Source organism: Paenibacillus sp. 1182 (assembly GCF_017833915.1).
GTDB classification, from domain to species: domain Bacteria; phylum Bacillota; class Bacilli; order Paenibacillales; family Paenibacillaceae; genus Paenibacillus; species Paenibacillus polymyxa_D.
This window is the reverse complement of the sequence record NZ_JAFICR010000007.1, coordinates 159,868-172,655: the sequence shown is the minus strand read 5'-3', so window position 1 is coordinate 172,655 and position 12,788 is coordinate 159,868. Positions and strand designations below refer to the sequence as shown.

Here is a 12,788-nt window from a genome sequence, read left to right as displayed (position 1 = left end):
GGAGATAGCAAGTTGGGGGATATGTAACACCTTTAGTTCTTGTAAAATCTGTGGATAATGTGGATAAAAGGGTGGATAAATTTGGTTTTCATTTGAAAATGGCTCTTTATCAATAAAAAAATGGCCTAAAAGGCCATTTTTCAATCTCATTCATACACATAAGCTGTGGATAATCTTGTGTACAAAAATATAGAAGAGGAAAATGTGAAATTTTTAAGGCTAAGATTTTATGCAGTAGTGTTTATTCTTCTAACAGCTCTTCCCAAGAGGTATAGGTTTCAGTCAATTCCTGTTTACGGGTGTCGAGCTGTGCCTGAATATTCTGAAGCGCTGTGTAATCCTGATAAATCTCAGGTAGGGTCATTTGTTCCTCCAGCCCTAAAATTTGTTCTTCCAGCGTTTTGATCTGGTTTTCCAATGCCTCCAGCTTGCGTTGACGGCTACGTTCCTCGCTTTTGGCTTGTTTGTCTGCAGCATAGGTGGCTGCGCGTGATTTGGATGTGGTCTCGTCTGTCACGGATGCAGAGGTAGCCGATGTTTTGCCGCGTGCGGCCTGATTTGCCTCCAAAGCTTCCTGCGCAATTTCCTCCAATTCCTGCTTTTTGGCTACATAGTCATCATAATTCCCCAGGAAATGTTCTATCCCTCCAGGATGAAGCTCGATGACACGTTCCGCCATTTTGTTCAGGAAATAACGGTCATGGGAAATGAACAACAGTGTACCGTCATAGTCCATCAAAGCCGCTTCCAGCACTTCCTTGCTAAACAGATCCAGATGGTTGGTAGGCTCATCTAGAATTAACACGTTGGCTTCGCGCAGCATGAGCTTGGCCAGAGAAACGCGGGCTTTTTCCCCTCCGCTTAATGCAGCTACTTTTTTTAGTACATCGTCACCGCTAAACAGGAAATTACCCAGCACTGTACGAATACGTGCTTCTTCCATATGAGGATACTCGCTCCACAACTCCTCCAGTACGGTATTGGCAGGGTTCAGGTTCGTCTGCTCCTGGTCATACAGACCGATTTTGATTTTCGTGCCCCAGTGGATGGAGCCCGCAGCAGGTTTAAGTGATCCGGTCAGACATTTGAGCAACGTCGATTTTCCGATCCCGTTCGGACCAATCAGTGCCACGGTATCTCCACGTTTTAAGTCGAACGATGCGTGCTGGAATAAAGGCTTTTTCCCTTCATATCCCACAGAGAGGTCACGGACCTCCAGTACTTCCTTACCTGACATATGGGCTGTTTCAAAGGAAAAATGAGCCTTTTTCAAGTCTCCCATCGGTCGATCCATACGCTCCATTTTATCTAACTGCTTGCGCCGACTTTGAGCGCGTTTGGTCGTAGAAGCCCGCACAATATTACGTTGTACGAATGCTTCTAAACGGGCAATTTCTCCTTGCTGCTTTTCGTAATGCTTCAGATTCGTTTCGTACTCGGCAGCTTTCAACTCCATGTAGCGGCTGTAGTTGCCTGTATATCGGGTAGAACGATGGCGTTCGATTTCAATAATCGTCGTTACCAGTCGGTCCAGAAAATAACGGTCATGTGATACAACCAGCAGAGAACCGGAGTAGCCGCGCAAATAGTCCTCCAACCAGGTTAGTGTTTGAATATCCAGATAGTTGGTAGGCTCATCAAGCATGAGGACATCTGGGGCGAGCAGTAGGATGCGCGCTAGCGCAAGCCGAGTTTTCTGTCCTCCGCTCAAGGTAGCTACAGGCGTTTCAGGTGCAAATGAGCCAAAGCCCATGCCGTGCAGCACGCTGCGAATACGGGTCTCCATTTCATAACCACCGTGATCCTTGAACCAGTCTGAACGACGTGCATAGCGTTCCAGCAGATCTGCGTAGCGTTTTTCGTTTTGAGCATTGGCCAGGTCAGCGATGTCCTGTTCCATTTGCCGCAGTTCCCGTTCCGCTTCAATCAGGGGAGTGAACACCAGCATCATTTCCCCCCAGATAGAACGGTCAGAATTCAAGCCGCTGTTTTGCGCCAGATAACCGATGCTGGTCTCCTTTGCCTTGAAAATTTGTCCACTGTCATAGGATATTTCACCAGCAATGATTTTGAGCAGGGTCGATTTGCCTGCACCGTTCACACCTACGAGTCCAATACGTTCACGTTCCAATATTTGAAGGTTAATCCCGTCCAGAACGGGCTCAATTCCATAAGATTTAGTAATTCCGGTTACTTGCAATAGCATAGCGTATCGTTCCTCCATTACATTTTGCACAGTTCTACCTGCTTTTTTCGCAGGTACCTTCCTTCCAGTTTACATGAAATTACCCACTATTGCACTGCTTTCACCCTGTAAACCCTTGAGCCGCGTGTAGTCAATTTGTATAAACAATGATAAACTTAAGCGAGAAGTGAAAAAGAATGAAAAAAACTTGCAACGTACAGCACTTACTGACAAATGGGACAATAGCAACGTATTAAAGATTATCGACGATTGTGCGGGAGGGCGGATGTGATGGATGTCTGTAATGTGAAGAACGCGCTGCGTTTGCAGCAACGGGAGGCGCGTGACTCCATGGACCCGCTGACAAGGCAGAAGGCATCGGCTGTGGCCTGTCGGCATGCAATCGAGGCATGGGAGCAGCTTAGAATAGACAGAAACGGAGATAAGCTAACCTTATTTAGTTATCTCTCTTTTGGCAGCGAGATTTCGACGACTCCCCTCATTGAGCATTGCTGGTCACAGGGAGATCGTGTCCTGGCTCCAAGAGTGGATTCGGTAACTCGGACGATGGAGCTGAGGGAGATGGATCAGAACGGAGATATTGTACCCGGCGTCTGGAACATCCCTGAGCCTGCTTTGACATGCAAGGAATGGTCGCCTGAAATGTGGACGGGAATTGACTGGGTTGTTGTGCCTGGCTTGGCCTTTGATCGTCGAGGGGGCAGGATTGGCTACGGCGGAGGCTATTATGACCGCTTTACCGTACAGGTAGAGGCAGAGAAGCGTAACAACAGCCACGTAGGTCCGCTGTATGTCTCGCTGCTACTGCCGGGACAATTGCTGACACAGGTGCCTATGGAGCCAAGGGATTTGCGAGTGGACGTGCTGTTTACTCTGGATGGACGCTTAGATTGTGATTATGCAAAATTGACAAATGATGAATGAAGTAAAGTTGGGTATGTGAAAGGAGCTGTGAGGGAGTCGTGGATTCCTTTACTCATTTTAACGAACAGGGACGTGCTCGTATGGTAGATATTTCGGGTAAAACGTCTACGGTTCGTACAGCAGTTGCCGTGACTCAGATTACGATGAATCCGGCTACATTGACGGCTGTAAAAGAAGGAAGAATCGGCAAGGGTGATGTTCTTGCTGTGGCCCAGGTCGCAGGGATTCAAGGCGCGAAAAAAACGTCAGACTGGATACCGATGTGTCATCCACTGGCTCTGACAGGCGTGAACATTACTTTTTCCGATAATGGACATGATGTGCTTCATATTGAAGTTGAAGTGAAGACCGAAGGTAAGACAGGTGTAGAAATGGAAGCTTTGACAGCGGCTTCAGCCGCAGCGTTAACCGTGTATGATATGTGCAAGGCGCTGCAAAAAGATATGATCATCGGCCCTACCATGCTGCAATCCAAAACAGGTGGCAAGCATGGGGATTTTCAACGGGAGGACCACCGGGAACCTTGACATAGATAAACATTGTCGCCGAGAGGGTACTGTGATGTGATGCAGGATGCAGCGTGGCTGTTTCTGATTTTCAGAAGAGAAAGTATTCTTTCATGATAGGAGAAGGGTGATCTTATGGTGTGGAAAACGGCGATCCTAACAGCCAGTGATAAAGGGGCAAGGGGAGAGCGTGAGGATACAAGCGCACAGGTCATCCGGGAACTCATCGAAGAAGAACTGGGCGGAGAGATTGTGGAATACCGGATCGTTCCCGATGAACCGGATGAAATTATTGCAGCTTTAATCGAAATGACCGATTATTTTCATGCAGACCTGGTACTAACTACGGGCGGGACTGAGCTGGCCATTCGTGATGTGACACCCGAGGCGACTCGGCGGGTTGTGGAACGGGAAGTGCCGGGTATGGCAGAGGCCATGAGAATGATCGTGATGCAGAAAAATCCAGCGGCTATGCTATTCCGTGGAATCGTGGGAATACGCGGACGTACACTGATCGTCAATTTGCCAGGAACGCCCAAAGGCGTGCATGAAAATTTGGCAGCGATAATGGACCAGCTTCCAGAAGCGTTGCTTATGGTGACAGGTCAGTTCCGGTAGAAGGCAGCACATCGTGTGTGGTATGATACCTATAAGAATTTATAAGGCCGTATACGGACAAAGATTCTTATTTTGTTCGTCAACATAAGGAGGATTACTACACATGCCCAATATTGGAGCACCGGGTTATATTTTGTTAATTATTCTGGCGCTGCTGCTATTTGGTCCGAACAAGCTGCCTGAGCTGGGTCGAGCTGTAGGGCGTACATTCCGTGAGTTTAAAAACGGGGCACGCGATATTTTATCAGAAGATGAACGGACTGAGCGTAAAGACAGCAAAGATAGTGTGGTCAAAGCATCACAAACGACGTCTTCAGAAGTTCAACCTCAGCCTCAGTCTGAGGATAAACGCTTGCCATAGATTTAGTGATCGATTCTTGATCTTGTACTAAACAAAAGCCTCTTCTTCAGTGAAGGGCTTTATTTTTTAGGAGGCGCTGCTGCGTTCCGTTCAGAAAGGAGGAGTGGATTTGACCCCATCAGAGCATGAAATGCCGTTAATGGAACATCTGGGTGAGCTTCGCCGCAGAATAATTTATGTGCTAATTGTATTTGTATTGGCACTGGCTGGTGGTCTGTTCGCGGCGGGTTCTGTCTATGACTGGCTTATTCGCTCCGGTTCGGCGCAAGCTTTTCAGTTAAACGCGTTTTCCTTTTGGGACGGGATTGGTATCTACATGAAGATTGCCATGATCATCGGGATTGCGGTGGCGCTACCGTTTGCATGCTACCAACTGTGGAAATTTGTCAGCCCGGGATTAAGGCCGCAAGAACGAAGTGCGACTTTGCGGTATGTGCCTTATGTGCTGCTTTTATTCATCATTGGGACAGCTTTTGCTTATTTCATTATTTTCCCGATGGCGATTCAGTTTACATCGTCTGTCACCAAAAGTATGGGATTACAGGAAACGTACGGGATCGCACAATATTTCACCTTTATGTTTAATATTGTACTGCCTGTAGCGCTACTGTTTGAGCTCCCCCTGCTTATCATGTTTCTGACGGGGATTCATGTTTTAACACCAATGCGGCTTCGCAAATGGCGGAAGATTTCTTATTTTCTGCTGGTGTTTGTCGCGGTTGTCATTACCCCGCCGGATTTTATTTCCGATTTTTTGGTGGCGATTCCGTTGCTGGTGTTATATGAAGTGAGTGTGTACTTGTCTTCGGTCGTGTACCGCAAGCAACTGCGTGCACAGGAGGAACGTGAGGCTCAATTGCGTGTAGCTTCAGAATAATAAGGCAGGACTTGAATGGCTCAGTAAATAATTTATTCGGGTCGCGCTTCATGGCAACTTGCAGATGATGAATAGCATTTGTATATCATGACTATGTACAGAGCATGAACAGTAGCGGCTTAGTCCCCTGAAAAATAACCATTAGCCTTGAGTTAACGGTTATTTTTCAGATAGATGGATATAATCGGGAAGGGCTGTCCATAAAAATTCCCATAAAAAATACATTAGGGACTTGAAATTCAATCCCAAGTTGAGTATCATAAAGTTGGTTGTTAGCACTGACGACTGTCGAGTGCTAATACATACAACATAACAACCAAATTACAGGATAAAACACTTAATAAGGAGGCTATTTTTTCATGATCAAACCTTTGGGTGAACGCGTATTGGTGGAAGCAATTGAGCAAGAGACAACGACTTCCTTCGGGATCGTACTTCCTGACTCTGCCAAGGAAAAGCCGCAAGAAGGCAAAATTATCGCGGTTGGCGCAGGCGCATTGAAAGACGGTGCCCGTATTCCTCTGGAAGTAAAAGAAGGCGACCGTGTCATTTTCTCTAAATACGCTGGAACGGAAATCAAATATGAAGGTAAAGAATATTTGATTATGAAAGAAAGCGATATTCACGCGATCATCGGTTAACCGGAACCCGGACAAGACCTGAATATAGGAATTGAAACAAATCATTCATAATCCATAGGGAGGTTTATCACAAATGGCTAAAGATATTAAATTCAGTGAAGACGCTCGTCGCTCTATGCTGCGCGGGGTTGACGCATTGGCTAACGCTGTTAAAGTAACACTCGGACCGAAAGGCCGTAACGTTGTACTGGAGAAAAAATTCGGTAGCCCGCTCATCACTAATGACGGTGTAACGATTGCAAAAGAAATCGAGCTGGAAGACGCGTTCGAAAACATGGGCGCTCAACTGGTTAAAGAAGTAGCGACCAAAACGAACGATGTAGCTGGTGATGGTACGACTACTGCTACTGTTTTGGCTCAAGCCCTCATCACAGAAGGCCTGAAAAACGTAACTGCTGGCGCAAGCCCAATCGGTATCCGTAAAGGGATCGACAAAGCGGTTAAAGCGGCTGTTGCTGAACTGCAAGCCATCTCCAAACCAATCGAAAGCAAACAATCCATTGCTCAAGTAGCTGGTATTTCCGCTGCTGATGACGAAGTAGGCGAACTGATCGCTGAAGCTATGGAAAAAGTGGGCAAAGACGGTGTAATCACGGTTGAAGAATCCCGCGGGTTTGCAACAGAGCTGGAAGTGGTTGAAGGTATGCAATTTGACCGTGGCTACATTTCCCCGTACATGATTACAGATACGGACAAAATGGAAGCTGTACTGGACAATCCGTATATCCTGATCACAGACAAAAAAATCACAAACACACAAGAAATCCTGCCATTGCTTGAAAAAATCGTACAACAAGGCAAGCCACTCGTTCTGATCGCTGAAGACATCGAAGGCGAAGCGCTGGCTATGCTCGTTGTTAACAAACTGCGTGGTACATTCAACGCTGTAGCTGTTAAAGCTCCAGGCTTTGGTGACCGTCGTAAAGCAATGTTGCAAGATATCGCTGCCCTGACAGGCGGTCAAGTGATCACGGAAGAACTGGGTCTGGACCTGAAAACAGCTTCCGTAGACCAACTGGGTACAGCACGTCAAGTGCGTATCACAAAAGAAAATACGATTGTGGTTGACGGTGCTGGAAACAAAGCCGACATCGACGCTCGTGTTAGCCAAATCCGTACGCAACTGGAAGAAACCACTTCCGAGTTCGACAAAGAGAAACTGCAAGAGCGTCTGGCTAAATTGTCCGGCGGCGTAGCAGTCATCAAAGTCGGTGCGGCTACTGAAACAGAATTGAAAGAACGCAAACTGCGCATCGAAGATGCTCTGAACGCAACCCGTGCTGCGGTTGAAGAAGGTATCGTATCCGGTGGTGGTGTAGCGCTCCTGAACGTATACAAAGCAGTTGCAGCTGTTGAACTGCAAGGCGACGAGCAAACAGGCGTGAACATCGTGTTGCGCGCTCTGGAAGCTCCAATCCGCACCATTGCTGCTAACGCAGGTGAAGAAGGCTCTGTAATCGTTGAGCGTCTGAAACGCGAAGAAGTTGGCGTAGGCTTTAACGCAGCTACTGGCGACTGGGTAAACATGATCGACGCTGGTATCGTTGACCCTGCGAAAGTAACTCGTTATGCATTGCAAAACGCTGCTTCCGTAGCGGCAATGTTCCTGACTACTGAAGCGGTTATCGCTGACAAGCCAGAACCAGAAAAGGCTGCAATGCCTGACATGGGCGGCATGGGTGGAATGGGCGGCATGATGTAATTAGGGCCTCAAAACCCTGTAATACCGCTATTTAAAGGGCTCCCGAGAGGGAGCCCTTTTCTATAAAATCACATAAAAATCACATTCTCTGCAACGAGTCAGATTTGAAGGATGTCTGAGAAGTGATTTTTAATCTTCGCATTGGCATTTTTCTTCATTTTCTCCGTAACGTGTGTATAGACTTTCAATGTCGTTTTTGCGTCATCATGACCAACTCGCTTCATGATTGTTTTGATATCAACTTCAGCTTCAGTCAGCATCGATATGTGAGTGTGCCGAAAAATGTGAGGAGTAGCTTTCTTTTTAATTGAGGTTTTCTTGAGAATACGTTCCATACGGATTAATATATTTTTTTGAATGAGTGGGTAGCCGTTCTTGTGGGCAAAAACAAAGTTGTTTTCATGATAATCATCAAATAATTTCTTGCATTCAAGTCTGAAAGCTTGTTGTTTAACAATGTGTCTTTGGAGCAAATTCATAACGTTATCAATTATATTAAATTTACGAATAGATCCTGTAGATTTGGGTGGAGTTAGAATGTATTTACGCATATTATTATCAGGATTGTAAAGTGTCTTGGTTATTCGTAACTCATTTAATTCAAAGTTAAAGTCCGTATCTTTTAAAGCACAGAGTTCCCCAGATCGTATCCCTGAAAAGGCAAGCAAGTGAAAGATTTCAATGTCATCAGCTTGTTCAAGATGAAGGATGCTATATTCAACGAATATTTCTAAATACTTATTAACTGTAAATTGACGTTTTGCTTCGCTAATAATGCATTGCTATTAATTTGATACGATATGCTGATCATTTTCATGAGCGGGGCAATCACACCATTGCCCCCTCTTTTACATAATGCAATACCAGTTGACAGACAAGGAAAGGATCACTGCAAATCCAGTATTTTTTGAATCGTGAGAAGAACACCATTTTCTTCGTTTGACTTAGTAATGAAGTTTGCTGCCTTTTTAGTATTTTCACAAGCATTACTCACTGCAAAACTGTATTTCGCGATTGCCATGAGTTCCACATCATTCTCGCCGTCACCAAATGACATTGTTTCCTCGTATGTGACGCCCAACATTTCTTGCAGTTTCTTTACTGTCTCACCTTTATGCGTATGCAATGCCGTGATATCCAGCCATCTAGCTTCTGAATCAACAATATAAATTTGTCCACCTAACGTATTCTCAACATGCGCTCTTAATGCTGTACTTCGTCCCTCCGTGTCGAAGACCGTAATTTTGATAAAACAGCTATCTATGTTTGCAAAGGAGTCTGTTTTTAATACACGTTCATAGGAGCCTTTAACAACGTTATACATATCTTCTGAAATGGAAGAATGAACATACGCAGCATCACTTGCACATACAATAAGTGTCATATTGTTGTCGAAGTCTTGAATTTGATCAATCGCCTGTAGAGCTAGATCTCGATCAATACTAAACTCTTTAACCACTTGGCCATCTTTTTTAATTCGAGCAGCACTGTCACCCAATATCCAAACTCCCTTGCCATGTTCGTCAAACAATTTTTCAACACGTTCACATTGTTTACCTGTACATGCGACAAATGTGACTTCTTTTTGCGGCATCTCTGCATAAACTTTTTTGAAAAGTTCGACATCGTACAAACTTTTATTGTTCAGAAATGTTCCGTCTAGATCAGTGACTACAAGTTTAATCATACTTATTACCCTCCTGTTTTTTGTTGGTCTTGTTTATCCTTCTGATTGCAATGATCGACGTATTTCACTTGCATGTTTTCCATCAGAATTTGAACTTTTGCGAATATACAATTGCGCTAATGATAAAATACGAACCCATCAAAACGCACGTGGTCAATATATCCACCTAATATTCCCATCAAATTCGCCTCCTGTGAAATTCATAAAACTCTTTTTTTAAATACTTTATAATGGACATTTAAAATGTCTTTAAAAAAATTCAAAACGAGTTGGTCACATGCTTATCTATGATCTCTCGCTACAAAACAAGATTAAAATATGTAACTGGTTTCATGTCAATAAATTAATTTCAGTACATTTTTCCAAGTTACCAAGCCACAATTATGATATGTGATCGTTAAAATGCCAGCTGTTTAGGAAGAGGTATTTTAGAGAATATTAAATTTCAGAAATATCATTGCTACTTCCTATGCCTCAATATACAATAGAAGGAAATTGTTGATGAGGCCGATATGTGATGAATATTTCGTTATTTGAATCACAAAAAATCACATAAAAAATCACAATCTCGGGAATATGAATGAATATAGGCAAATGAAATTTTCTGAACAGGGAACAAACCATGTTATAAAATAAGAGTTAAGTTCAGGAACGTTTATCGGCGAGAATCAATCAAGTTTTTTCACTTCATTACGCTCTAAAGTGAAAGCGTTGACATGTATTTCAACCCACTATATACTTAGCTTAATTAAATGAATAGCACTAGGATTGTTACTGTTACGCAGGCAAAACCTAAGGAACAAAATGTTAAGATCCAAGGATCTTATGTATTTTGTTATACTTAGGTTTTTTTGTTTATAGAGAGAGGGAGGTTAAATACAAGTGGTTTCGGCACTCTGCTGAAGCCATTTTCTTCTATTTATGAGGTCACATCTGAGAGGAGCGATAAACTTGGAATACAAATATGAGCTGGTCCAGGCAGACAATCATTTTCCGTTAAAAATTATAGTTCATTCCTCCAATGAACCAGCATACATACCTGGGCATTGGCACGATAGCATCGAAATATCCTATGTACTTTCAGGAAGAATTGACCATATCTATATTGATGGTGCGAGCTATAGCTCCAAAGAAGGAGATATTGTGCTCATTAATTCGAATGCTATTCATTCCTTTTCTGTGGCTAAGGGAAAAGGAAGAGAGGCCATAACCGTTCTGATTCCTTCTGAATTTATTAGAGCAAATGTCAACGGCAGTAACCCCATTTCATTTGACTGTATATCCATTTTCGAAACTAACGAGCAGAGATTACAGCATTTTGCGGAGCTGCGTGATTTGCTAAACACCTTATTTGTGGCTTATCTCAATCAGCATAATGACTCTTTAGCACATATCCATTTAACATCGCTATCTTATAAACTGGTGTATCTGTTATTAATGCATTTTAAAATGGACAATGAATCTATCCCCGGCTTTAACTCTGATAAATATTTGGAGCGGCTGACGCTGATAACCAATTATATCAAAGAGAATTACGATCAAAGCTTATCCCTGGATTCCATAGCCCAGGTTTTTGGACTATCTCCCGAATATTTGTCCCGTTTTTTTGTGAAGCATGTAGGGATGACTCTATTTCAATATATCAATGCCATCCGTCTGGAGAGATCTTATCGTGTTCTTATGAATACGGATCATTCCATCATACAAATTGCGTTGGAGCACGGTTTTCCGAACGAGAAGTCTTTTGCCAGGGTATTTAAGAAGGTTTTCCAGGCAACACCGCATCAATATCGAAAAGAGAACAAGAGGTATTCTGGAGCAAGGAGTCAGTAATTGACCTGAATTAGGCTAATAAAAGACAGGATGCAAATTAAAAAGATTATTAAAATAAGCAATGTAAGCGTTCTATTAATGGATCTGGGAGGTAAGACATCATGTTTAAACGGTTTCAAAAGGCTGCTAAGACAACTATGTTACTCACTTTAGCTATCGGTACGACTCTTGTTTTCAGCTCCGGTGCATGGGCCAAGGATGTAAAGATACAGCCCACCTCATACCGGACGGTTGCGGAAGTTAAGGATTGGGGAGCAGCCATTACGAAGATCATTGTTAACCTGGGTAAGCCAGTCCCTAAAGATGCGATAACTATGGATACATTTAAGGTGCATGTGGGAAGAAGCGACAATCGGTTGTTAAATCCCTTTATTGAAAATGGCAACCGGAAAGTCACCAAGGCCTATGTATCGGACAAAAGTGGCAATCCTGTAAATAAAACCGGAAGCTATGTTGTATTGGAAATGGAAATCGGTCCGACATTAACACTAAGCTCCGCTATTCATTATGATGCGGCAGGCTCCGGGTTTAATGCATGGAATGATAACAAATACACGATCACGCAGCAAAAAACTATTAAAACCAAATCCGGAACGATTTCCGATTTGAAGATTGATACTTCCGCAGGACAGATACGGAAGTTGGTTGATCAATTTGCGACCGGTAAATCTACTTTTGATGGAGTTACTTTAACCTACGCAGACTATGCACCGGCAAAAGACAAAGTGAAAAACCCTTTGGTGATCTGGCTGCATGGTATGGGTGAGGGAGGTACCGATCCAACGATTCCGATTGCCGGAAATAAAGCAGCAAATTTTGCCTCTAAGGATATCCAATCCTATTTTGGCGGGGCTTATGTGTTGGCACCTCAGACCCCAACCTACTGGATGGATGGCTTTACAAGCTTTGGGGACGGAACCTCCAAGTATGAGCAAGCATTGATGTCCTTAATTAAGGATTACGTGGCCCAAAACAAAGACATTGATACAGATCGAATCTACATTGGTGGAGACTCCAACGGTGGTTACATGACTATGCTGATGATCCGTGACTATAAAGATTATTTTGCAGCAGCTGTGGTTGCATGTGAAGCCTTGAAGGATAGTCTTATAACCGATGAACAGATTAACGAAATGAAGGACCTGCCGATCTGGTTTGTGGCTGCCAAAACCGACACCGTGGTTCCGCCCAACGATTATACGGTTCCGACTTACAACCGTTTAGTGAATGCTGGAGCAAAGGATGTTCATATGTCGTTATTTGATAACGTAGTGGATACCTCTGGTTTGTACAAGAAGAGCGACCAAACACCGTATGAATACAACGGCCATTGGTCTTGGATTTACGTATATAACAACGAAGTATCGAAGGTGATTAACGGAAAGAAAACAACGATGATGCAATGGCTTGCCTCCAAAACATTGGACTAAAGT

At 43.7% G+C, this 12,788-nt stretch carries 11 protein-coding genes and 1 pseudogene; 9 read left to right on the top strand and 3 right to left on the bottom strand.

Going from position 1 to position 12,788, the window contains the following annotated elements:
• Positions 1-241: 241 nt before the first annotated feature.
• Entirely contained in the window at positions 242-2,206 is a 1,965-nt protein-coding gene (locus JOD82_RS15865) for an ABC-F family ATP-binding cassette domain-containing protein (protein WP_209949684.1), read from the bottom strand.
• Positions 2,207-2,476: 270 nt separating this feature from the next.
• Between JOD82_RS15865 and JOD82_RS15860 the strand changes: the two genes are divergently transcribed.
• The 7 genes from JOD82_RS15860 to groL all read left to right on the top strand — a co-directional run bounded on the left by JOD82_RS15860 (position 2,477) and on the right by groL (position 7,835).
• Positions 2,477-3,130, top strand: a complete 654-nt coding sequence (locus JOD82_RS15860; RefSeq protein ID WP_029516246.1) for a 5-formyltetrahydrofolate cyclo-ligase — start codon at positions 2,477-2,479, stop codon at positions 3,128-3,130.
• Between the two features lie 38 nt (positions 3,131-3,168).
• Positions 3,169-3,657 (top strand): cyclic pyranopterin monophosphate synthase MoaC, encoded by a 489-nt coding sequence (gene moaC / locus JOD82_RS15855; RefSeq protein ID WP_029516247.1) that lies wholly within the window; start codon positions 3,169-3,171, stop codon positions 3,655-3,657.
• Between the two features lie 114 nt (positions 3,658-3,771).
• The gene (locus JOD82_RS15850; protein ID WP_013309212.1) at positions 3,772-4,254 is read left to right on the top strand and encodes a MogA/MoaB family molybdenum cofactor biosynthesis protein; all 483 of its coding nucleotides are present in this window, start codon (positions 3,772-3,774) and stop codon (positions 4,252-4,254) included.
• A gap of 103 nt (positions 4,255-4,357) precedes the next feature.
• Positions 4,358-4,615 (top strand): twin-arginine translocase TatA/TatE family subunit, encoded by a 258-nt coding sequence (locus JOD82_RS15845; protein ID WP_209949648.1) that lies wholly within the window; start codon positions 4,358-4,360, stop codon positions 4,613-4,615.
• 109 nt (positions 4,616-4,724) lie between these two features.
• The gene (gene tatC, locus JOD82_RS15840) at positions 4,725-5,492 is read left to right on the top strand and encodes a twin-arginine translocase subunit TatC (RefSeq protein WP_069011109.1); all 768 of its coding nucleotides are present in this window, start codon (positions 4,725-4,727) and stop codon (positions 5,490-5,492) included.
• A 359-nt stretch (positions 5,493-5,851) separates the two neighbouring features.
• On the top strand, positions 5,852-6,133 hold the full coding sequence (gene groES, locus JOD82_RS15835; protein ID WP_007429271.1) for a co-chaperone GroES: 282 nt from the start codon (positions 5,852-5,854) through the stop codon (positions 6,131-6,133).
• Between the two features lie 73 nt (positions 6,134-6,206).
• Positions 6,207-7,835, top strand: a complete 1,629-nt coding sequence (groL, locus tag JOD82_RS15830; RefSeq protein WP_013309215.1) for a chaperonin GroEL — start codon at positions 6,207-6,209, stop codon at positions 7,833-7,835.
• A 98-nt stretch (positions 7,836-7,933) separates the two neighbouring features.
• Here groL and JOD82_RS15825 read toward each other — a convergent pair.
• A pseudogene (locus tag JOD82_RS15825) lies at positions 7,934-8,521 on the bottom strand (site-specific integrase); the annotation flags it as partial.
• A gap of 200 nt (positions 8,522-8,721) precedes the next feature.
• Complete coding sequence (locus JOD82_RS15820) at positions 8,722-9,522, bottom strand: Cof-type HAD-IIB family hydrolase (protein WP_209949647.1); 801 nt, start codon at positions 9,520-9,522, stop codon at positions 8,722-8,724.
• Positions 9,523-10,473: 951 nt separating this feature from the next.
• Between JOD82_RS15820 and JOD82_RS15815 the strand changes: the two genes are divergently transcribed.
• Together JOD82_RS15815 and JOD82_RS15810 are read left to right on the top strand one after the other, a co-directional pair.
• Positions 10,474-11,355: an AraC family transcriptional regulator gene (locus JOD82_RS15815; RefSeq protein ID WP_029516309.1), complete on the top strand. Its 882-nt coding sequence runs from the start codon at positions 10,474-10,476 to the stop codon at positions 11,353-11,355.
• 101 nt (positions 11,356-11,456) lie between these two features.
• Positions 11,457-12,785, top strand: coding sequence for a prolyl oligopeptidase family serine peptidase (locus tag JOD82_RS15810; protein ID WP_209949646.1), 1,329 nt, complete (start codon positions 11,457-11,459; stop codon positions 12,783-12,785).
• Positions 12,786-12,788 lie beyond the last annotated feature (3 nt).

What these genes read in the sequence shown, in the direction of transcription:
- JOD82_RS15865 (WP_209949684.1), bottom strand. Translation starts at nt 2,206, where the DNA reads ATGCTATTGCAAGTAACCGGAATTACTAAATCTTATGGAATTGAGCCC.
- JOD82_RS15860 (WP_029516246.1), top strand. Translation starts at nt 2,477, where the DNA reads ATGGATGTCTGTAATGTGAAGAACGCGCTGCGTTTGCAGCAACGGGAG.
- JOD82_RS15850 (WP_013309212.1), top strand. Translation starts at nt 3,772, where the DNA reads ATGGTGTGGAAAACGGCGATCCTAACAGCCAGTGATAAAGGGGCAAGG.
- JOD82_RS15845 (WP_209949648.1), top strand. Translation starts at nt 4,358, where the DNA reads ATGCCCAATATTGGAGCACCGGGTTATATTTTGTTAATTATTCTGGCG.
- groES (WP_007429271.1), top strand. Translation starts at nt 5,852, where the DNA reads ATGATCAAACCTTTGGGTGAACGCGTATTGGTGGAAGCAATTGAGCAA.
- groL (WP_013309215.1), top strand. Translation starts at nt 6,207, where the DNA reads ATGGCTAAAGATATTAAATTCAGTGAAGACGCTCGTCGCTCTATGCTG.
- JOD82_RS15820 (WP_209949647.1), bottom strand. Translation starts at nt 9,522, where the DNA reads ATGATTAAACTTGTAGTCACTGATCTAGACGGAACATTTCTGAACAAT.
- JOD82_RS15810 (WP_209949646.1), top strand. Translation starts at nt 11,457, where the DNA reads ATGTTTAAACGGTTTCAAAAGGCTGCTAAGACAACTATGTTACTCACT.